The sequence below is a fragment of the Rhizobium sp. S96 genome (assembly GCF_030382195.1).
Classification (GTDB): Bacteria; Pseudomonadota; Alphaproteobacteria; order Rhizobiales; family Rhizobiaceae; genus Rhizobium.
The window spans coordinates 257,158-277,233 of the sequence record NZ_JAUDRY010000006.1 but is presented as its reverse complement, the minus strand read 5'-3'; the positions used below and the strand labels follow the sequence as shown (position 1 = coordinate 277,233).

The 20,076-nt window shown below is 59.8% G+C and carries 18 protein-coding genes and 5 pseudogenes; 7 read left to right on the top strand and 16 right to left on the bottom strand.

Annotated elements, in window-relative coordinates:
• The first annotated feature begins 14 nt into the window (after positions 1-14).
• Positions 15-932 (top strand): serine hydrolase, encoded by a 918-nt coding sequence (locus QTL94_RS08960; protein ID WP_065692645.1) that lies wholly within the window; start codon positions 15-17, stop codon positions 930-932.
• A 61-nt stretch (positions 933-993) separates the two neighbouring features.
• A complete protein-coding gene (locus tag QTL94_RS08955) occupies positions 994-1,854 on the top strand; it encodes a D-amino-acid transaminase (protein ID WP_065692646.1) in 861 nt (286 codons plus the stop codon).
• 69 nt (positions 1,855-1,923) lie between these two features.
• Here QTL94_RS08955 and QTL94_RS08950 read toward each other — a convergent pair whose 3' ends face one another.
• Positions 1,924-2,265 (bottom strand): hypothetical protein, encoded by a 342-nt coding sequence (locus tag QTL94_RS08950; RefSeq protein WP_141683991.1) that lies wholly within the window; start codon positions 2,263-2,265, stop codon positions 1,924-1,926.
• Here QTL94_RS08950 and QTL94_RS08945 point away from each other — a divergent pair.
• A pseudogene (locus QTL94_RS08945) lies at positions 2,167-2,667 on the top strand (electron transfer flavoprotein subunit alpha/FixB family protein); the annotation flags it as partial. The gene QTL94_RS08950 and the pseudogene QTL94_RS08945 overlap by 99 nt on opposite strands.
• 41 nt (positions 2,668-2,708) lie before the next feature.
• Here QTL94_RS08945 and QTL94_RS08940 read toward each other — a convergent pair.
• The 15 genes and pseudogenes from QTL94_RS08940 to QTL94_RS08870 form a co-directional block, all read right to left on the bottom strand.
• Positions 2,709-3,130, bottom strand: a pseudogene (locus QTL94_RS08940) (hypothetical protein).
• Positions 3,120-3,380, bottom strand: coding sequence for a type II toxin-antitoxin system prevent-host-death family antitoxin (locus QTL94_RS08935; protein ID WP_065692972.1), 261 nt, complete (start codon positions 3,378-3,380; stop codon positions 3,120-3,122). Before QTL94_RS08935 ends, QTL94_RS08940 begins: the two are co-directional and overlap by 11 nt.
• A 511-nt stretch (positions 3,381-3,891) precedes the next feature.
• The gene (panD, locus tag QTL94_RS08930) at positions 3,892-4,344 is read right to left on the bottom strand and encodes an aspartate 1-decarboxylase (protein WP_289801268.1); all 453 of its coding nucleotides are present in this window, start codon (positions 4,342-4,344) and stop codon (positions 3,892-3,894) included.
• Between the two features lie 108 nt (positions 4,345-4,452).
• A complete protein-coding gene (gene bioZ, locus QTL94_RS08925) occupies positions 4,453-5,442 on the bottom strand; it encodes a 3-oxopimeloyl-[acyl-carrier-protein] synthase BioZ (protein ID WP_289801267.1) in 990 nt (329 codons plus the stop codon).
• Positions 5,439-6,707, bottom strand: a complete 1,269-nt coding sequence (locus QTL94_RS08920) for an adenosylmethionine--8-amino-7-oxononanoate transaminase (RefSeq protein WP_289801266.1) — start codon at positions 6,705-6,707, stop codon at positions 5,439-5,441. The genes bioZ and QTL94_RS08920 overlap by 4 nt, the downstream gene beginning before the upstream one ends.
• Complete coding sequence (gene bioD / locus QTL94_RS08915) at positions 6,704-7,342, bottom strand: dethiobiotin synthase (RefSeq protein ID WP_065692652.1); 639 nt, start codon at positions 7,340-7,342, stop codon at positions 6,704-6,706. The genes QTL94_RS08920 and bioD overlap by 4 nt, the downstream gene beginning before the upstream one ends.
• Positions 7,339-8,484 (bottom strand): 8-amino-7-oxononanoate synthase, encoded by a 1,146-nt coding sequence (locus tag QTL94_RS08910; protein ID WP_065692653.1) that lies wholly within the window; start codon positions 8,482-8,484, stop codon positions 7,339-7,341. The genes bioD and QTL94_RS08910 overlap by 4 nt, the downstream gene beginning before the upstream one ends.
• Positions 8,481-9,455, bottom strand: a complete 975-nt coding sequence (gene bioB / locus QTL94_RS08905) for a biotin synthase BioB (RefSeq protein ID WP_065692654.1) — start codon at positions 9,453-9,455, stop codon at positions 8,481-8,483. Before bioB ends, QTL94_RS08910 begins: the two co-directional genes overlap by 4 nt.
• A 202-nt stretch (positions 9,456-9,657) precedes the next feature.
• Complete coding sequence (locus QTL94_RS08900) at positions 9,658-10,281, bottom strand: GntR family transcriptional regulator (RefSeq protein WP_065692973.1); 624 nt, start codon at positions 10,279-10,281, stop codon at positions 9,658-9,660.
• 133 nt (positions 10,282-10,414) lie between these two features.
• Entirely contained in the window at positions 10,415-11,017 is a 603-nt protein-coding gene (pmtA, locus tag QTL94_RS08895) for a phospholipid N-methyltransferase PmtA (RefSeq protein ID WP_289801265.1), read from the bottom strand.
• Positions 11,018-11,616: 599 nt separating this feature from the next.
• Positions 11,617-12,108, bottom strand: a complete 492-nt coding sequence (locus tag QTL94_RS08890; protein WP_289801264.1) for a hypothetical protein — start codon at positions 12,106-12,108, stop codon at positions 11,617-11,619.
• 130 nt (positions 12,109-12,238) lie between these two features.
• Positions 12,239-12,643: a hypothetical protein gene (locus QTL94_RS08885; protein ID WP_065692657.1), complete on the bottom strand. Its 405-nt coding sequence runs from the start codon at positions 12,641-12,643 to the stop codon at positions 12,239-12,241.
• A 333-nt stretch (positions 12,644-12,976) separates the two neighbouring features.
• Positions 12,977-13,174 carry a hypothetical protein gene (locus QTL94_RS08880; protein ID WP_065692658.1) on the bottom strand — a complete coding sequence of 66 codons (198 nt, stop codon included), beginning with the start codon at positions 13,172-13,174 and terminating at the stop codon, positions 12,977-12,979.
• A 17-nt stretch (positions 13,175-13,191) separates the two neighbouring features.
• Positions 13,192-13,668: pseudogene (locus tag QTL94_RS08875) on the bottom strand (type IV secretory system conjugative DNA transfer family protein); the annotation flags it as partial.
• Positions 13,649-13,882, bottom strand: a complete 234-nt coding sequence (locus QTL94_RS08870; RefSeq protein WP_065692660.1) for a TraC family protein — start codon at positions 13,880-13,882, stop codon at positions 13,649-13,651. The pseudogene QTL94_RS08875 and the gene QTL94_RS08870, both read right to left, overlap by 20 nt.
• A 253-nt stretch (positions 13,883-14,135) precedes the next feature.
• On the opposite strand from QTL94_RS08870, the gene traA reads away from it, so the two are divergent.
• The 4 genes and pseudogenes from traA to QTL94_RS08850 all read left to right on the top strand — a co-directional run bounded on the left by traA (position 14,136) and on the right by QTL94_RS08850 (position 20,069).
• On the top strand, positions 14,136-17,717 hold the full coding sequence (gene traA / locus QTL94_RS08865) for a Ti-type conjugative transfer relaxase TraA (RefSeq protein ID WP_289801263.1): 3,582 nt from the start codon (positions 14,136-14,138) through the stop codon (positions 17,715-17,717).
• Positions 17,714-18,279 (top strand): annotated as a pseudogene (gene traF / locus QTL94_RS08860) (conjugative transfer signal peptidase TraF). The gene traA and the pseudogene traF overlap by 4 nt, the downstream one beginning before the upstream one ends.
• Positions 18,269-19,434: pseudogene (locus QTL94_RS08855) on the top strand (conjugal transfer protein TraB). Before traF ends, QTL94_RS08855 begins: the two co-directional pseudogenes overlap by 11 nt.
• A gap of 17 nt (positions 19,435-19,451) precedes the next feature.
• Positions 19,452-20,069, top strand: coding sequence for a TraH family protein (locus QTL94_RS08850; protein WP_065692663.1), 618 nt, complete (start codon positions 19,452-19,454; stop codon positions 20,067-20,069).
• Positions 20,070-20,076 lie beyond the last annotated feature (7 nt).

The window sequence follows — 20,076 nt, the reverse complement described above, 5'->3', positions numbered from 1 at the left end:
AGAAGGTATTCTTGATGTTTTTCAAATCCGACGCCGATTGGTCCGGCCGCTGTGAACGCATTACCGCGGAGCTCCTCCAGCGCTTTGCAGATCGGGGTCTTACGGCCGACAATTTCGGCTACGTCGCGCTGCGCGAAAATGGTCCGGGCAACACGCCCGACGGATATTCCTATCGCGGTGACTGGCGTTGCTATCCCTGCAGCCTGGTCAAGGCCTTTCATCTGGTGCATGTGCTGCATGCAATCGACTCCGGCCGGGTGACCGATCACGAGGAGCTCTCGCGTGCGATGCGTGACATGATCCTGTGGTCGTCGAACACGGGGACGAACTACGTGATCGATCTGATCACCGGGTCAACAGGCGATACGCTGCTGGAAGGTCCGGAGTTCGATACATGGCGCCGGAAGCGTGAGCGGTTGAACCAGTTTTTCCATGAACTTGGCTGGCCAGAATTCGAAAACTGCAACATTACCCAGAAGCTCATGGACGATATCCGCTATGGCCGCGAGGCTCAGTATGCTGGCCGCTCGGGCGAATATCTGAATGCACTGACCCCGCTTGCGGCTGCACGACTGTTCCATGAGATATTCGCCGGCACGGTTCCGCTCTCCGGCCAGGCGCGTGAAAGGGCACAGGCGATCCTCCTGCGCGATCGCGCCAGTATGGAAGCGAAGCAACCGCATTTCCAGGTCGCGGAGTTCCTCGGTGGCGGCGTGCTCGCTGACGCCCGGCTGTGGAGCAAAGCTGGGCAGAATTCGTGGACGGGCGATCCGCGGGCTTCGTACTACAAACACGATCTGATACGTGTTGCTGTCGAAGGAAAGGCCCCGATCATCGTTTGCCTGATGACGCAGGGCAAGGGGATATGCGAGGACTATCCGAATGTGCTGCCGGAGATGGGGACCATCTTCTGCGACGCGCTGTTGAACTGACACTTGGCACGGCAACGCGCCTGATCCGATCGACCAGACACCTGGAGTGAGTGCTGTACACATGAGCCGAATTGTCTATCTGAATGGGGAATATCTGCCCGAAGACGAAGCGAAGATCTCGATCTTTGATCGCGGGTTCGTTTTTGCAGACGCCGTCTACGAAGTGACCTCGGTGGTCGACGGCAAGCTTCTGGATTTCGGCGGCCACGTCGCGCGGCTGGAGCGCTCGCTGGCGGAGTTGGGCATTCGCCATCCGCTGTCTTTCGATGCGCTGCTCGCCATACACCGGGAGCTCGTCGCGAGAAATGACCTGAACGAGGGTGTCGTCTATCTGCAGATTTCGCGCGGCAACCCGGGTGATCGCGACTTTGCCTTCCCGTCCGATGAGGTCGAGCCCACTGTCGTCCTCTTCACGCAGTCGGTTCCCACTCTTGTGAACGCGCCGAAGGCGAAGACCGGTATCAAGGTGATCTCGATCCCCGACATTCGCTGGGGCCGTCGCGATATCAAGACGGTACAACTTCTCTACCCGTCGATGGCCAAGATGATGGCAAAAACGGCTGGCGCTGACGACGGATGGTTCGTGCAGGACGGCTATGTGACCGAGGGCACCGCGAACAACGCTTATATCGTCAAGGGTCGCAAGATCATCACGCGCGCGCTGTCGAACGACATCTTGCATGGCATCACCCGCGCCAGTCTCCTGCGCTACGCCAAGGAAGCGCAAATGGAAGTGATCGAGCGAAACTTCACCGTCGAAGAAGCTCAGAGCGCTGACGAAGCCTTCATCACTGGCGCATCGACTTTCGTGATGCCGGTGGTCGAGATCGACGGCGCGACGATCGGCACGGGCGCCCCCGGCCAGATTGCGACCCGCCTCCGCGAGATCTATCTCGACGAGGCGCGCAAGACTGCGGTGTAACGCAATCAGAGGCCCGAGCGCTACTTATGCATGTGGACGACCAACGGATCGAACGTGAAGGCGATCTTTTCAGCAATGGTCGTGTGTGCGCGCATTAATAACGCGCAGATGGCGCTTTCCCAATCGTCCGGCATCGACCTCGTCGGCGGCGCACAGGATGGTGATGCGATCATCGAGGCCGGGGTAGCGTGTCAGTTGCAGCGTCAGATCTATCGTGCGGTTCCTGCCCTCAAACCAGCGGTTTCCGTGACCTTTGCGGCCGTGATTTGTCCCGGCTTTTGCTGATTTGCGACTCCAGATCAACTGCCGTAGATAACCGAGATTATCGAAGTCGTCTCGGCAGATACCTTCAAGCGCCCGATCTATGCCGGCAACACCATCCAGACGGTCCAATCGACCGATGCCAGACAAGTCATCACCGTGCGTACGGCTTCGTTCTCCCAGGCCTCCCAAGGCCCAGCTGCTGTCGTCGAGGTTATCTCGACGGCAGCCCTTTCTTCTTCTCTCTCGGCCTCCGACCGTCCGGAACTGACGTCAGCGAAGATCATCATCTCCGGCGGCCGTGCTCTCGGTTCGGCCGAGAAATTCCAGGAAGTCATCCTGCCGGTCGCCGACAGGCTTGGTGACGCCGTTGGCGCCAGCCGCGCCGCCGTCGATGCCGGCTATGCCCCGAACGACTGGCAGGTCGGGCAGACCGGCAAAGTGGTTGCCCCCGACCTCTACATCGCCTGCGGCATCTCGGGTGCGATCCAGCACCTCGCCGGCATGAAGGATTCGAAGGTCATCGTCGCCATCACGGCCAATAAATCTGCTTGAGTTGAGCGCACCTGCTTGCCGAATCCTTGTCGGGTAGATCAATCAAGTCGGCTAATTCGGCGACCCGACTTTCTGGAGGCTTCGCCAAACGACGCTGCGATCTTCATCATGAACGCTTTGCTGAAACGGCCGATAACGTTTTCATCGGGCTCGATATACCACGACCGCTCAGCGATATCGTAATTGTACTCGTCGATCATTACCCAACAGCGCTTCAGGTCGCTCAAGCCTGCTCGGCGTGCTTCCGTATAGGAACCTCAATGGCTACTCGATCTGAAAGCGGCGGCTTCGTCGTGACCGCGAGAAGAGCAAGGTGCGTGAGGCCGTCCTTGGCGCTGCGGACCGCGACGACGACGCACGTCGGGCGCGACTTGCGTCCTTCTGTTTCTCCGCGGTCGTTCTGCCAAGCCCAGAGATACGGATAGGTGATGATCTGGCCGGGGAGAAATTCACGGCTCATCGCCGTAGCCCTCGCCACGCGCCAGACGATCGATTTCCGCCTCAAACAGGTCTATATGATCAGCGGGCATTTCCGACGCACGATATACTTTGCGACTATCGCCGCCGGTGCGCAGGCGCTCGTAGTGATCGTAGCTCATAAGAACAAAGCGCGGCTTCCTATGCTTCGTCAGGACGACCGGCTCGCGGCTGGCAGCATCGGTGACGTCACCAACCTGTTTATTTAAGTCACCCGTCGTGAACTGGCGCATGAAACGACCCCCGAGAGAAGTTTCCAGAATATCCATATTTTCTATATTTGCAAGAAAAATGCTTGATGGCGTAAGTCATACCAGACTGCGATGCGGATAATCCGGGCCACCGCACTGGCTTCGGCGCATTTCTACACGACAATCTAGGAGGGAATTCCTCAACGCTGGCGCGCGCAAGCGCAAGTCAGAAGGCACAACTCCGGAACAACTCGATTCTAAACGCCGTTGCTCTTGGCTTGTGAGAAACGCACGCCAACACCTGCATGGCCGTCTTCGGCAATGAACTCGATACCATTCCGCTCCAGCACCTCTTGAATGGCGCGGAGGGGTAGTTGGGCGCAGCGTTTCACCTCTCAATTGATATAGCTGTAAAAGTTCCATAAATTGTCTTATGCCACAAATGTGGTATCAGGATACCTTCGCGCCAGGAGCCGCCCGCCCTCTTGGCGACCGTGCCATTTGAACATTATAAGGTGCGGATCCCGTGACACGGCTTCTGTTGGGCTCTGCCCTACCGGTCCGACACCAATGCCGGTATGGGAAGCAGATTGCTGTTCTCGTCGCGAATACTGAACTGGTAGCGACCGTTCTGTTCCTGGGCTACCGAGTAACTAAGCCTGTCGCGAACATTGTTGTTTTCGTCGAAGGTCAAAATCCTCGGCTTCAGCGATGTGAGTTCCGCTTCCCCGAGATAGATCGAATTGCAAACAATGATCTGGTCGCCGGGCTGACAGGTTCTGGCCGCTGCTCCATTCAGGATGCAGCACCTTAAGCCACGTTCTCCCAAGATGACGTAGGTGGAAATTCTTGCACCTGAATTCTTGTTCCAGATTTCAACGAATTCCATCGGCAGGATCCCTGCCTCCTCGCAATGATCCGGGTCCAGCGTAATTGAGCCATGATAGTTGAGGTTCGCTTCCGTGACAAAAATGCCATGCAGTTTGCCGGCGACGAGTTTTCTCATGTTCTCAACCTTGTCTTTCTTCGTTCGACTTCATGGGGCGTGTAAAGAATTGCGACGAGGATTTGGTGTCTGCTGTGCATCGGCCAAACCGGCCCCCGTCTTCGTAGGTCATGTGACCCATAGGCAGGCGCCGCCGCTCATCCCTGCACCGGCTGCCGCAAGCAGCAACTGTTCACCACGAACAAATGGTTCTGTCGAGTTGGCGACGGACAGGGAGAGCGGGATCGTCGCAGCTGACGAATTCCCAAATGCCTCGATCGTTCGCGCGGTCCTCGATGGCTCAATGCCGAGCTCGCTACAGATGGCATCGAAGATCCGGCTATTGGCCTGGTGCGGAATAAACCGGTGGAGTTGCGATGCTGTCAGTCCTGCCCTCGCAAGCGCCTGCCGTGAACAGTGCGACATCATTTCGACGGCGCGTGAAAACACCTCTCGCCCGTCCTTCATTGACATCAGAAACTCCTCGCCAGGAATCTCACTCGTGAACGGTCGATTGCTACCGCCGGCCGGAATGGTGATCAGGTCATAACCGCTGCCATCGGCGGCGAGTTCGACCGACCTCAGTCCACTTTCGCCATAATCGGATGGGGACAGTACGACAGCGCCTGCTGCATCGGCAAACAGGACGGCCGTCGCACGTTCATTGGGATTGATACGGCGTGACAAGATATTGGCCGCCACCACCAGGACCGAGCGACCATGCAGGCGCACGAAGGCGTCGGCCAAAGTCAGTGCGTAGAGAAAGCCCGAGCACGCGCCGGCAAGATCGATCGCGCCAGATCGCTTGAGGCCCAGGTGATGGGCGAGCAGTGGTGCGGAGGGCGGAAGGAGATGATCCGGAGTCGAGGTCGCAAGCAGGGTCAAGGCGACATCATCCGACGCAACGCCCGAGTTGTTGAGTGCCATTCGGCCAGCCTCTGCTGCGAGACCGCTCAGAGTATCGCCGTCATTTGCCCAGTAGCGGGTGCGAATGCCTGTCCGCCGTTCTATCCACCCTGGCTCGAGGCCCAAGGTCGTCTCGATTTCGGCATTGGAGACACAACGACCGGGCACCGCGTGCCCGAACCCGGCCATGCGGGCGGAAGCGGCTGGTCTCATCGTGACCTCCCGAGAATGATGGAGGCAACCTCGTCGATGGCATCATAGACGTGGGTAAGCTCTGCAGCGCTGACACAATAGGGCGGCATGAGGTAAATCACATTACCGAGCGGACGGATGAGCAGACCACGCTCGCGAAACAGCTTGCGCATGCGCGGACCCACATCGGCCAGATAGCCACCGGCAGCCACGTTCAGGTCGAGCGCTGCGATCGTTCCCGCCTGTCGGACGCCGGAGAACCGGTCGTCACCCTCAAATCGTTGCAAGCTCTCACGATGGCGCTCTCCCAGCGCCTCGATACGTGCGCCGACGTCTTCATGCTTCCACACGTGGAGGTTCGCGACACCGGCGGCACAGGCAATGGGGTTCGCGGTATAGGAGCTGGAATGGAAGAACGTCTTGCGCCGATCCGTCGACAGGTGTGCGTTGAAAATATCGGAAGTGCAAAGTGTTGCCGCCAGCGGCAGGGCGCCGCCGGTCAATCCTTTCGACGTGCACAATATGTCCGGCGAAACCCCTGCCTGTTCGCAGGCAAACATTGTTCCCGTTCGCCCCCATCCCGTCATCACCTCGTCGGCGATGACCAGGCACCCATGCCGGTCAGCGATTTGCCTGATAGCTCTGAGGACGTCAGGGGCGTAAATCTTCATGCCGCCTGCACCCAGAACCAGCGGCTCGAGCAGGATGGCCGCGACGTTGCCTCTCCGGCAGACGGCGTCGAAGGCGTCGAGCGTCTGCTGCTCGAGCCCCGGTTCGGGAAATGGTATCCGGTCGACGCCGAAGAGCAGTGGCGCATAGGCGGCGTTGAACACGCCACGTTCACCGGCGGACATGGTGCCGATCGTATCCCCGTGGTAGCCGTACTCCATCACGACGATGCGGTCTCGCGCCTCACCGATGTTGTGGAAGTAGCCGAGCGCCATCTTCAAAGCGACCTCGACGGAGGTCGAGCCGCTGTCGGAATAGAAGACATGTCTTAGTCCAGGTGGCGCAGCCGCAACCAACCCTTCGGCCAGGCGTTCCGCGGGCTCATGGGAATATTCGGCAAAGATGACTTGGTCATAGGCCTCGGTTGCATCGCGGATGGCCTGCATGATCACAGGATGCCTATGGCCGTGGGTTATCACCCACCATGACGAGATGGCGTCGAGAATTCGATTGCCGTCTTCGTCGAAGAGATAGGCTCCCTCCGTCGAGACAATCCGTTTCATGGGAGGTTCCAGCGCATGCTGGGTGAACGGATGCCAGATGATCGGATTTGTCATGGCCGGGCTTCCAAAAATGTGGGGAGATCAAAATTCTCGTGGAAGGCCTTGCTCACAGCCGTCGCCGTCAGGCTCGCGAGGAGCGGCAATCGACCGAGCGACCGAACACCGCTCAACTCGATGATGATCGTCTCGGTCTCCAGGTTCTCCTCACCGATGAAGGCGATGCCGAATATCGGGATCGCGCGATGCCGCATGGCTTCAATGGACAACAGCGTGTGATTAATCGTGCCAAGCGCTGTTCGTGCGCACAGGATGACGGGGATTCTCCACTGCGCGAACACATCGGCAAATAGCAGGCGCTCAGAGAGCGGAACCATCAGGCCCCCTGCCCCTTCGATGACGAGAGGTCCGTCGACCTGCGGCGGCACGAGCCGTTGCGGGTCGATTGAGACTCCGTCAATTCGGGCCGAGAGATGTGGCGAGGCAGGGGTTGCGAGCTTGTATACCTCAGGCACGATGCGCTCTACTGGCACGGCCCCCAATCGGGCCACAGTTTCGGCATCCGTTTCCTCATCGAGGCCGGATTGCACAGGTTTCCAGTAATAGCCGCCCAAAGCGTTGGTGAGAGCCGCCGAGAACACGGTCTTGCCGATTCCGGTGTCGGTGCCGCTGATAACAAAACGAGCCGTCATAGTGCATGTTCCTGCAGTGCTTTTGAGAGCCGTTCGAACATCGCTGCAATTTTTTCCTCGTCGACATTCAGCGTGATGGAGATCCGCAATCGTGCCGTCCCCTCGGGGACGGTGGGGGGGCGGATTGCACGGATGTCAAACCCCTCGGCTTGCATCCGGCGGGCGATCGAAACTGCGCGTCCGTTGTCACCGATCACAACAGGAAGGATCTGCGAGCCGCTTGGCATCTTGGCCAACCGCGATTGCAGTTGGTCCCCTGCATAGCCGGTGAGCCTATCCAAGTGGGTCCGTCTCTCCGGCTCATCGGCAACGATACGGATCGCCTCGCGCACAGCAGCGGCCGTCAATGGCGACGGCGCGGTGGAGTAGATGAAGTTGCGGGCGCGGTTGACGAGGTAGTCGATCATGATGGTGGGGCCACCCAACAGCGCACCGCTGGCCCCGAGCGCCTTGCCGCAGGTGTGCAGCGTCAGAATGTTGCTTCTCACCTCGAGATCGGCAGCAAGCCCTCGACCATCTTTGCCAAAGACGCCGGTCGCATGCGCTTCATCGACGACAAGGAAGCCGTCGTATCGTTGGGCAAGTTCGGCCAGTTCTCGCAAGGGCGCTCTATCGCCATCCATCGAATAGAGGCTTTCGACGCCGATCCATGGCACGCCCTTTCCACCCCGCGTGCGCCAATCCCGGATTGCCTGTTCGAAGGCGCCGACATCGTTGTGCGGCACGGCACATGTCGTGGCCTTGCTGGCGAGAATGCCCTCCAGCGCACTTGCGTGGAGCAGCGCATCGTAGACGATCAGGTCCTCGCGCTGTGGAAGTGTGGAAAAGAGCGCGGAGTTCGCGGCATAGCCGTTCGCGAAGTAGAGCACCCTCTCCGCGCCGAAAAACTGCGCGGCCTCCGCTTCGAGCATCTCGTGTTCGATGTGGTTGCCGCGCAGCAGCCGCGAGCCACCCGCGCCGACGGGCACGCCTCGCTTGATTGCCGCGGTGATTGCCCCCTTTAGGCGGGGAGAATTGACGAGTCCGAGATAATCGTTCGAGGCGAAATCGATGCCCGATCCCACGACGAGGGAGCGAAAGCGGGACTTTCGCTGCAGGCCTGCGAGCGTCTTCTCAAACCGGGCGAGCGCCGCCGCGCTCAAGAGCGGGACCCCAGAGCCATTGGCTGCAGACCCAGGCGTCGAAACAGCATGGCATCCTTGTCCTCGCCAGGATTGTCAGCCGTCAGGAGCGTATCGCCCACGAAGATCGAATTGGCTCCGGCAAAAAAACAGAGCGCCTGCATCTCGTCGCTCATATCAGTACGCCCGGCCGACAGGCGGACATGGGACTTCGGCATCAGGATACGAGCGAGGGCAATGGTGCGCACAAAGTCGATCGGATCGACCGGCGCGGCGTTCGCGAGCTTCGATCCGGGGATCGGGATCAGCATGTTTATTGGCACGCTCTCAGGTGGCGCGGGAAGATTGGCCAACGTGACCAGCATGGAGATCCGGTCGCCGACAGTCTCCCCCATGCCGATAATACCCCCAGCGCACACCTTGATACCCGCGTCGCGGACATTGACGAGCGTCTCCAGCCGATCTTCAAAAATGCGGGTGGTGATGATGTCAGGGTAGTACCGTTCGGAGGTGTCGATGTTGTGGTTGTAATAATCGAGGCCGGCGTCGGCGAGGCGTGCGGACTGCTCAGGGTTGAGCATGCCAAGCGTCATGCAGGTTTCCATGCCAAGGGCCCTGACGCCCTCAACCATCGCGACGAGCGTGTCCATGTCGCGGTCCTTCGGGCTGCGCCACGCCGCACCCATGCAGTAGCGTGTCGCACCGCCGTCGCGAGCCTGGCGCGCCTCGTCAAGCACCTTTTTGACCTCCATCAGCTTGGAAGCCTTGAGGCCCGTCGGGTAGTGAGCCGACTGGCTGCAGTAGCCACAGTCCTCGGCGCAGCCGCCCGTTTTGATGGATAGCAGACGGCTCATCTGCACGGTGTTTGGATCGAAGGTCTCGCGATGAACCTGCTGGGCGCGGAAAAGGAGATCGTTGAATGGAAGATTATAGATAATAGTGGCCGCTTCTTCGCTTACTCTGGATTTTATCTCCGCGTCTGCCTGCGCCATTCCATGCTCCTCTTCGTTAATGATAGATAGAATCTATAATTATCTATAAAAATGAACGTGCAGAGGATGCGCAACAAACCAGCCGGGGAATATCGGTGGTTCAAAATCAATCTTGGCGCGAATTGGAGGCGAGTTCTTTGAGCCGCGAGTGCGGCGAAGGGCCTCGGGCACTAGGCGTCTGATTTTCTACACGAGACCCGGATCAGCGCTGGATCGGACCAATCCGCTGCACATGTCGTTCCAGGACGACGACGGCCTGGTTGACCTCGCCCTTTCGCAGATGGTCGAGAATCGAATGATGATCGAAGTCGATCCGCTGGGTCCAGTCCGTGCCATAGGCTGAAAACACATAGCGCGAGCCCACCATTTGCAGATCATCGATCGTGGTAAGCAGGCGCGGCATTTTGCATGGCGCCAGCAACAGATGATGAAAACGCCGGTTTGCCTCATCCCAGGTGCGCGCGTCCGGTGCGGTATCACCGGCGATCATGGCTGACATTGCCTCGTCCAGAATGGATGCCGTCAGGTGCGGCGCCGCGTGGCGCAATGCCAGTCCCTCCAGAACCGAGCGCATGAGGGCAACCTCTTCCACCGCAGCCCTGGAAAAGCTGGCGACGCGGACGCCGCGGCGGCTTTCGCTAATCGCAAGGCCCTGAGCCTCAAGGCGCCGGAATGCTTCGCGCACCGGAACGTGGCTGGTGTCGAATTCGTCGGCGATGTGGTCTTGCCTGAGCTTGCTGCCAGCTTCGAGCGCACCTGTGATGATACGCTCCGCGAGAACGCGGCTGATCCGGTTGGCGATTGTGTCTTCAGTGGCAGCAGTCATCATTTATAGATAAAAGCTGTCGAACTCGCTGTCGAGCGTGCCTGTCGGTCACCCACCGAAATCGGAAGTGAGGGCGAACGTTGCGGATACGAGCGGTGGGTTCCGAACGCCCGTCACCTTCAACTTTCCGCTTTCAATTCTTCCGCTCCGGTCGCTTTGTATAGGTCCATAGCTGTGCGGGAGGAATGTTCCTCATCATGAACGCGAGGTGGCGGATTTCGTATCCCGCAGGCAGCGCAACGACCGGGGACAGCAGCCCATAGGTTATCTGGACGACGGGCCTGCCGACGGGAACACGCTCAAGCAGGTCGAGCACGAGCGAGAGCCGCTTTTCTGGCGGCAGGTGAAGAAGCGGGATGGCCGAGATCACGCCATCGAACTTGGCCTGCCGTTGTGCTCCAAGCGTAAGATCAAGCGCAAAGGCGTCACCGCATCTCACGTCGACTTCCGGGAATTGATGGCGCAGGTGGCGACAGAACTCCGGCGAATACTCGATGGAAATGAGATCGCGGGGGTGAACGCTCCGCTTCAGAATTGCCTTGGTGATCACTCCCGTTCCCGGTCCGAGTTCAAGAACCGGAAGTCCGCTGTCCGGTCGTATAACGCTGGCCATCTTTCGGGCTGTCGCAGCAGACGTGGGCGTGATTGCTCCGACCGCGGTACGGTCACGTTTCCATCCCTTCAAGAATTCGATCTCGTCCTTGAACTTCAAACCCACGCGTTGCCGTATGCCCAATGTTTGACTCCTCTGTTTTAGGAGGCGTGAACAGATATTTTAATAACGACAAATGCAAGTCCACAAACGACGAATTCAGTTCGCTTTTCGGGGAAACCATTCAACTTCCTGGAAGCAACGCAGGAAGCCGAAAGGGCTCTCGAGGTTAGAAAACGCTGCCTACCAACACTCCCATGTGGAGAAGAGCGCAGACGTCCCCGATTGCGAGGCATATCGGTGGGCGCGGTCTTTGCCGGACTGCCCATTCGTAGAGGGGCTGGCGGCCGCGGATATAGCGTTAGTGTCCTGCCCCTCGCACAGTCGCGAGCAACGACCTACGCGTCACCCTCGGGTGAGAAATACGGACTAAATCGAAATGGGTTCTTCGTCCCCGGTGCGATCCATTCCAAAATTAATGCCGAACTGCTGTCGCGCCTTGTGCGCCAATTCTTCCGCCTCGCGAACACACCTTCTTGCGAAAGCCGCACAGGAGGGCAGCAATTTGAAGGACGCATTTTCTGTCGCGCTCAACACCGTACTCCTTGCAAAGTACCTTCAATGCAGCATTGATTACCGATAACTCTAACCGATGCTCCATTGCCCGCCATTCCCTCGCGGGGTCAATTCTCAAACCGTGCCAGCATGCGTCGCAACTGGGCATTCTGCAGTTCCAATTTCTTCGCCAGCTGCGTTCGCAGTTCGTTGATCTCGTCATCGAGTTCATGGGCACTTTCACTTGGCGTCGCCACTGGCGGCGGAGCGACTTTCGTGCTCTCCGCCCGCCTATGGCGGACGGCCTTATTGCCGCGCGTTCTTATCGCGGCTCTCTCCTTGGAAGCATGCTTTTCAACTGCCTCCACTTCTTCGGGCTTGGTCGCTGAAACGGGTGCAACCAATACCTCGTCGCGCCGAGGTTCTTCCCTTGTCGTGCTGTCGGCTCCGCCCTGATCGGTTTCCTTCAGGACGGCGGCGTCTTCAGGCTCGATTGGACCTATGGCCTGCTCGACAGGAGATGACTTGTCGCTATCGCTCGACGCAACGTCGACGTCTGGCGCGTCTTGCTTGTCGTGTCGCCTGGCAAGGCCGCTGAGAAATTTCCACGGAGACTTCATCTTCGTTGCGCACCCTCCTCTATCGTCACTGGAGACGACTACCCCGGCAACAATTGCTTATCGCCGGGAATGTTCAGCAAAAGCGAATCTGGATTTCACCGGCCCGGTCGAGCGCGCGTCCTAAGGGAATTTAGGAGTGGCCGAGGCGCTTACGAAGATCGGCGTTTTCAGCGCGCAGCTTATCGGCCAGTTGCTTCCGGAGGTTCCGATTTTCCTCTTCCAGCTTAAGGAGATCCGCCATCTCGTCGCCTGCGTTCGCTGTCGCTTTCGCTGCAACAGTCGGCGCCGGTGTCCGCGCCTTGCGTGGCTTCTTCACCGCAGCACTCGTTTCGGCAGCACTAGCCGCGGACTTTGCTCGCTTTGCTCTCGGTTTCTTGGCCGGCTTTTCGTCCTCGGGCGCCGCACTCATCTCTGAAGCTGCGTCAAGTGCTGCGCTCTTTGGACGCGGGCCACGGCGTTTCTTCTCCGGGACTGGCGATACCGTATCCGTGCTTGCGCTTTCCGGGGTCACGACTGCATTTGTTTCGTCGGCCATATCTCTCTCCTGTAGTGGCGAGGCAGTTTTTCGCTGAGCCGTCGCAGGTGTCAACAGTTTCGCTTCATCCCCCTGCTTTTCGGAGTGTTCAAAGGACATCACGGAGAGGTGGCCGTCGTCGGATCGAGTTCCGAAAAGCATTTCGGCGCCTGCGGTCCAACGACAATTATGAATCGGTGTCGCGTGATCGATTCAATCTGGTGAAGCATTCCATGAGGGAGGTGTTGGGCGATCCGCCTTCGGCGTACGGCTCTACTCGCCGAGGGAAACGAAGCCCGCAAGCGGTCTCCGCCCATTCGGACCACGATCCTCTCGCAGGCAATGCGGCAGCCTTCAGTACCTGAGATAGCCGAGGATATCCGCGCTATAATATTCACCCTCTTCGTCGGCATCGGCGATGACCTCGCCGGTGGCTTCATCGACCAATGCCTTGTCGTCGCCGCGGACCGCAGCCGCGACTTCGTGGATGCGGCATTCCTCGATGGCCTCGTCTGCCGTAACCTGTGCCTCGCAGGCTTCCCAATATCGCATCGACGATCCTCCTGCGCTCAGATTGTTTCGGGAGAAACAGGTTCGTCGACATCCGCTTCGCGTTGCTGAAACCTGTTCTTCCGCACGCACGACGTCATGTCCGGCCGACGGAACCAAATCGCGCGACCGCATCACAGCGGCGCATTGCCCGCCGTGAAGACGATCTGCTCGTCAGCGCGCATGCGCAGGACTTCGTGGGGCTGGATCAACTGGCGCGGGGCAAGCTGTTTCGAGCGTGACCGCGATGAGCCGCGCGATTGGAAACTGCGGCTGACCTGGTCGATTTCGACCGTGGTCGTGCCGCACCGACGCGAGATATAGTCAGCTGTCTCCGGATCGTTGATTGACGCAAACGAGATCCAGCTGGCGCTCTCGAACCACTTGCTGGACGCGTCGCGCCCACCATAGGTTTCTCGGAGCTGGCCGATGGACTGATAGATCATCGTCAGCGTGATGCCGTACTTTCGGCCGGCATCACGCGCTGTCTCCAGCAGGCTTGCGTCCTTGGGCGGGTTTCGTTCCTTCGCGAAACCGGCCGGCGACCTCCTCGAATGCCGACAGAAGGTCGGCCTCTTCGGTCTCGATCTCTCCGAGCCCTGCCCGTATCGCGATCCGACCGATGCGCTCGGCGTCACGTGTTTCCGCCTCCTTCAGCTTCTCCTGCAGGCGAGCAATTTCTTCCCGAATTTTGGCAGTTGGCTTCTTCATGGGCGTGGCTTCTTCGTTGCTGATAGTTCGATGAAGACGAACCCTGCCCCGAATTTTCTCCCGCTGGAAAGGTGCAATGTTGCACCTCGCCAAAGCGCCAGCTTTTGGCGAATGATCCCGCCGTTTCGAAGAAGCGGATCCGAAGGGCGCAATTATACGTCGCTGACGCGACGTGCTCGGAAGAGCGGCCGAGCGGGGCCGCCGTCATCTTCGAACTGATTGGAATCATTTGTGTAAAGGGGGAGTTCTACTCGTGGCCGTTCCGCATTTCTCAGTCAGCATCGTTGCCCGCGGCTCTGGCCGCAGCGCTTTGCTGTCGGCGGCCTATCGGCACTGCGCGAAGATGGAGTTCGAGCGGGAAGCCAGGACGATCGACTACTCCAGTAAGCAGGGGCTGCTGTATGAGGAGTTCGTGATCCCCGAAGACGCACCGGAATGGCTGCAGGCGATGATTGCCGATCGTTCGGTCTCTGGTGCCTCCGAGGCTTTTTGGAACAAGGTCGAGGGATTCGAGAAGCGGAGTGACGCACAGCTCGCCAAGGATGTGACGATTGCCCTGCCGATCGAGCTTTCCGCCGATCAGAACATCGCCCTCGTCCGTGATTTTGTCGAGCGCCATATCACCGCCAAGGGCATGGTTGCCGACTGGGTGTTTCACGATGCCCCGGGCAATCCGCACATCCACCTGATGACGACCTTGCGGCCGTTGACCGAGGATGGGTTCGGGGCCAAGAAGGTTGCGGTCTCGGGACCTGACGGCAATCCTCTTCGCAACGATGCCGGCAAGATCGTTTATGAGCTTTGGGCTGGCGGAGCCGACGATTTCAATGCCTTTCGGGATGGATGGTTTGCGATCCAGAACCGGCATCTGGCGCTTGCCGGGCTGGACATTCGTGTCGATGGGCGGTCCTTCGAGAAGCAAGGCATCGAGCTGACGCCGACCATCCATCTCGGCGTCGGGACCAAGGCGATCGAACGGAAAGGCGACGGCGGGGAAGAGAAGGTCGCGCTCGAGCGGCTGGAGCTGCAGGAAGATAGGCGTGCGGAGAATGCCATGCGGATCCAGCGCAATCCGGAGATCGTGCTCGACCTCATCACCCGCGAGAAAAGCGTCTTCGAGGAACGCGATGTCGCCAAGGTTCTTTATCGCTATATCGACGATGCGGCGCTCTTCCAGAACTTGATGGCGCGGATTCTGCAGAGCCCGCAGACGCTACGGCTCGACCGTGAGCGTATGGATCTCATCACCGGCGTCAGGGCAGCGGCAAAGTACACGACGCGGGAGCTGATCCGCGTTGAAGCACAGATGGCCAATCAGGCGATCTGGTTGTCGCAGCGATCCTCCCATGCCGTCAAACCCGCAGTATTGAGCGGCGTGTTTTCTCGAAATGAGCGCCTGTCGGACGAACAGAAAGCTGCAATCGAACATGTTGCCGGTCCGGAGCGGATTGCCGCCGTGATCGGTCGCGCCGGCGCCGGTAAGACGACGATGATGAAGGCGGCGCGCGAAGCCTGGGAAGCGGCCGGATATCGGGTCGTCGGCGGCGCGCTTGCCGGCAAGGCGGCAGAAGGCCTGGAGAAGGATGCCGGCATTGTCTCCCGCACGCTTTCGGCCTGGGAGCTGCGATGGGATCAGCAGCGAGACCGGCTTGATGAGAGGAGCGTCTTCGTCCTCGATGAGGCGGGCATGGTCTCGTCCCGCCAGATGGCGCGCTTCGTCGATGCGGTCACGACATCAGGTGCGAAGCTCGTCCTGGTCGGGGATCCTGAACAGCTTCAGCCGATCGAAGCCGGAGCTGCCTTCCGCGCCATTGCCGAGCGGATCGGCTATGCGGAACTCGGGACGATCTACCGCCAGCGCGAACAATGGATGCGCGATGCCTCGCTCGATCTGGCGCGCGGAAACGTCTCGGCTGCGCTCGACGCCTATGCGGATCGCGATATGGTGCGGACCGCCTGGACCAGGGACGAGGCGATCACCTCCTTGATCGCCGACTGGGACCGCGAACACGATCCGGCCAAGGCAACCCTGATCCTCGCCCATCGCCGTGTCGATGTGCGGCTGTTGAACGAGATGGCGCGCGGCAAGCTGGTCGAGCGAGGCGTGATCGAGGCCGGCCATGCGTTCAAAACCGAAGACGGGACGAGGCAGTTTGCAGCCGGCGATCAGATCGTCTTCCTGAAGAATGAAGGATCGCTCGGCGTCAAGAACGGCATGTTGGCGCGTGTCGTCGCGGCCCAGCCAGGGCGCATCGTTGCTGAGATCGGGAATGGCGACGATCGGCGCCAAGTCGTCATCGAACAGCGCTTCTACGCCAATGTCGATCACGGCTACGCCACTACGGTTCACAAGAGCCAGGGCGCCACCGTCGACCGCGTCAAAGTGCTGGCGTCGAACACGCTGGACCGGCACCTCTCCTATGTCGCGATGACCCGCCACCGCGAGACGGCGGAGCTCTATGTCGGGCTGGAAGAGTTCGCGCAACGGCGTGGCGGCGTGCTGATCGCCCATGGCGAAGCGCCCTACGAGCACAAGCCTGGCAACCGGGGCAGCTACTATGTGACGCTCGGTCATTCTGATGGCCAGGAGCGCACCGTCTGGGGCGTCGATCTCGCGCGAGCGATGAATGAATCGAAAGCCGAGATCGGTGATCGCATCGGCCTGAAACACGTCGGATCGCAGCGGGTCACGCTTCCCGACGGAACAGAGGTCGACCGGAATTCCTGGAAGGTTGTCTCGATCGAGGAGTTGGCGATGGCCCGCCTTCATGAGCGGCTCGCGCGTGCCGGATCGAAGGCAACGACGCTCGACTATCAGGACGCCTCGCACTATCGCGCTGCGCTTCGGTTCGCTGAGGCGCGCGGCCTCCATCTCATGAATGTTGCCCGCACCATCGCGCACGATCGGCTCCAATGGACCATTCGGCAATCATCGAAACTCGCCGCGCTTGGCGCGCGCCTTGCCGCCGCCGCAGTGAAGCTCGGCCTTGGCGGAGCGAGATCGACCCCATCGACACTGCCTGCAATCAAGGAGCCAAAACCGATGGTCTCAGGCACGACGATCTTCCCCAGATCGATCAGTCAGGTGGTCGAAGACAGGCTCTCGGCCGACGCTGGCCTGAAGGATAGCTGGAGGCTAGTTTCCGCTCGCTTCCATCACGTCTTTGCGGATCCGCAGGCCGCCTTCAAGGTGGTCAATGTTGACGCGATGCTGGCGAATGGGACAGTGGCGGCAACCGCGATTGTGCGGATTGCAGAACGGCCGGAAAGCTTCGGTGCGTTGAAGGGGAAGACTGGACTTTTTGCCGGCAGTGCCGACAAGCAGGCGCGTCATAGAGCGCTCCTCAACGCCCCAGCGCTTGCCCGCGATCTTCAGGACTTCATTGCAAAACGCGCCGAGGCAGGCAGCCGCTATGAAGAGGAGGAACGTGCGGTCCGCGCCAAGCTCTCGCTCGATATTCCCGCACTCTCCGCATCGGCAAAGCAGGTGCTCGAGCGCGTACGCGATGCGATCGATCGAAACGATATCCCCGCAGGTCTTGAGTTTGCCCTGGCCGACAAACAAGTGAAGGCCGAGCTCGCAGGTCTCGCCAAGGCGGTGTCGGAACGCTTCGGAGAGAGAACCTTCCTTCCGCTCGCGGCAAAGACAGCGGAGGGGAAGGCGTTCGAGACAGCATCCGCGGGTATGCAGCCAGCGCAGAGACAAGAGCTGCGGTCGGCTTGGGACACGATCCGGACTGTTCAGCAATTGGCCGCGCATGAACGGACAGCTGTGGCGCTGAAACAGGCGGAAACCATGCGCCAAACCCAAACGAAAGGTTTGTCGCTGAAATGACGTCTCGCGAAAAACCCACCCCTGCCATAGTGCACCAGAGACGCCCTGCCCTCGCTCTTCTCGCAGCCTCATGCGGCACTGCCCTAGCGGTGATCCTCGGCGGCACTATTGGCGGACTGCGGATCAACACCACACCTAGCCAGCCGCTCGGTCTCTGGCGTATCGCGCCCCTTGATCGTCCGGTTCAGGTCGGCGACATGGTGTTCGTTGCCCGCCACAGACCGATGCGATTTCCGAGGGGGTTAAACGAGGCTACCTGCGTTCGGGTCTTTGCCCGGGCAACTTTGGTCCCCTCATCAAGACGGTAGCGGCAGTTGCCGGTCAACGCATCGATGTCGCCGAGGCCGTCACGATCGATGGACGGCAGATAGCGAACTCCGACCTCGTGGCTCAGGACGGCCCGGGGCGGCGGCAGCGCGCTTTTTCGGGAGGGACGATTCCAGCCGGCTTCCTGTTCCTCCACTCGCCATTTCCCGGATCGCGGGACTCGCGATACTTCGGGCCGGTCCCTGCCTCCGGCGTCCTCGGCCTTGCAAAGCAGGTGCTCACATATGCGCCGTGATTTGCTCCAACCCCTTTCCCTCGCAATGGCTTCTGTAGCGACAGGATACCTTGCTTGGAGCGGACATGTGCTGGCGCTTCCCGCAGCAATCGCCTTTCCCGCTCTCTGGTCGCTCGCACGCAGTCGCCGCACCGCTGGTATCGTTTCGGCGTCCTATTTTCTGGCGGCGTCGCGTGGTCTCCCACAAGGCGTGGCTGCCTTCTATCAATCGGACATCTGGCCGGGACTGATCTTGTGGATCGTCGCGTCAAGCGGCTTCGTTATCGTCCACGCCGCCCTGTGGTCGCCCCAGTCAAGGGGGTGGAAAGCCTTGCGATATACGATCGTGATGGTCCTCATGGCGGTCCCCCCTTTTGGGATTGTCGGTTGGGCGCATCCAATAACGACGGCCGGCGCACTTTTTCCAGGATGGGGCTGGGCGGGACTGGCGGGCATGGCAGCCGGTCTCGCGATCATGACGACACTCTATCGACCGGCTGCAGCCATGGCCCTCGTAGGCTTCTGGCTCTGGTCCGCCGCATTCTGGACCGCTCCCGACATAGGGCGGGGCTGGCAAGGCGTCGACCTGCAGCTCGGAAATAGTCTTGGTCGAGATAACAGTCTTGTTCGGCATAGTGACCTTGTTGCAACGCTGCGCCGTCAGCGTCGCACAGACACCACCCAAGTGATTTTGGCTGAAAGTGCTCTCGGGTTTTGGACGCCATCGGCCGAACGCCTGTGGAGGCTGCAGCTTGCCGGGACTGATCTAGACGTCATCGCCGGCGCGGCTGTCGTCGATCCGGAAGGCTATGACAACGTCCTGGTTCGCATCTCGGCCACTGAGAGCGAAATCCTCTGCCGCCAACGCATGCCAGTGCCTGGCTCCATGTGGCAGCCCTGGTTGCCTCTGATTGGAAGGAGCGGCGGAGCCCGAGCGGACTTCTTTGCAAACCCGATCGTATCAGTTGGCGGCCAGCGCTTGGCCCCACTCATCTGCTACGAGCAGCTGTCATTTGGCCCATCCTGCAGTCGATGCTTCATGATCCTGATCTCATCATAGCAATCGGGAATGGCTGGTGGACCAAAGAAACCTCCATCATCGCCATCCAGCGTGCCGGCACAGAAGCCTGGGCACGGCTGTTCGGCAAGCCTTTCGTGATGTCTTTCAACACCTGATCCTTGGAGCCATCGTCATGGACGCAGCCTTTATCGCGAAATGCGCCGACCCAAGTCTTGCCTCTGCTATCGTCGAACAGTTCATTTCGGCCGTCGGTTCCGACGATCCACTGGCCGTAACCGTGAAGGCGGATGGTCGGCTGGTTCTCATCCCCAAGCCTCGCTCTCCCGACGAGGCGATGGCTGTGGTCAAGGACTATGTCAGTCATGCAATCGTTCGCGTCGGCATCACACAGTTTCCCGCGGGCGTTGGCGTTGGCGACCCGTCACAGCTTCAGCCAGACATGTTCGACACTTGCGCGAACTTGCGAACGGGGACGGGCATATTTGCGAAGGTCGCCCGCATCGTCACCAAGTGGTATGGCCGTCCCACGAACAGCGAGCTCCTTCCGCAGTTGGTCGATGATACGATCTATGCTTGGAAGACAGGAACCTTCGAGGGCGACAACGTGTTCCGAGCCAACGATCCCGGTGGTGCGACCTTCATGAATAGAAGCTCAGAAAAGCCGGCTGACGATGGTGAACCTGCAGCACCTCCTCCCGAGAGTGAAGATAGCTCCCAATCAGCCAAGCCGGGTAAGCCCACCGAGGCAGGAATTAGGATCGATCTTTCAAGGATAGGCGGACAAAAATAACGAGCGG

Excerpts from the sequence above, each read along its gene's own strand:
- QTL94_RS08960 (WP_065692645.1), top strand. The coding sequence starts at position 15 with ATGTTTTTCAAATCCGACGCCGATTGGTCCGGCCGCTGTGAACGCATT.
- bioB (WP_065692654.1), bottom strand. The coding sequence starts at position 9,455 with ATGGCGCAGGCAGACGCGGAGATAAAATCCAGAGTAAGCGAAGAAGCG.
- QTL94_RS08920 (WP_289801266.1), bottom strand. The coding sequence starts at position 6,707 with ATGACAAATCCGATCATCTGGCATCCGTTCACCCAGCATGCGCTGGAA.
- QTL94_RS08885 (WP_065692657.1), bottom strand. The coding sequence starts at position 12,643 with ATGGCCGACGAAACAAATGCAGTCGTGACCCCGGAAAGCGCAAGCACG.
- QTL94_RS08870 (WP_065692660.1), bottom strand. The coding sequence starts at position 13,882 with ATGAAGAAGCCAACTGCCAAAATTCGGGAAGAAATTGCTCGCCTGCAG.
- bioD (WP_065692652.1), bottom strand. The coding sequence starts at position 7,342 with ATGACGGCTCGTTTTGTTATCAGCGGCACCGACACCGGAATCGGCAAG.
- bioZ (WP_289801267.1), bottom strand. The coding sequence starts at position 5,442 with ATGAGACCAGCCGCTTCCGCCCGCATGGCCGGGTTCGGGCACGCGGTG.
- QTL94_RS08955 (WP_065692646.1), top strand. The coding sequence starts at position 994 with ATGAGCCGAATTGTCTATCTGAATGGGGAATATCTGCCCGAAGACGAA.
- panD (WP_289801268.1), bottom strand. The coding sequence starts at position 4,344 with ATGAGAAAACTCGTCGCCGGCAAACTGCATGGCATTTTTGTCACGGAA.
- QTL94_RS08880 (WP_065692658.1), bottom strand. The coding sequence starts at position 13,174 with ATGCGATATTGGGAAGCCTGCGAGGCACAGGTTACGGCAGACGAGGCC.
- QTL94_RS08850 (WP_065692663.1), top strand. The coding sequence starts at position 19,452 with ATGGACGCAGCCTTTATCGCGAAATGCGCCGACCCAAGTCTTGCCTCT.
- QTL94_RS08890 (WP_289801264.1), bottom strand. The coding sequence starts at position 12,108 with ATGAAGTCTCCGTGGAAATTTCTCAGCGGCCTTGCCAGGCGACACGAC.
- QTL94_RS08900 (WP_065692973.1), bottom strand. The coding sequence starts at position 10,281 with ATGACTGCTGCCACTGAAGACACAATCGCCAACCGGATCAGCCGCGTT.
- QTL94_RS08935 (WP_065692972.1), bottom strand. The coding sequence starts at position 3,380 with ATGCGCCAGTTCACGACGGGTGACTTAAATAAACAGGTTGGTGACGTC.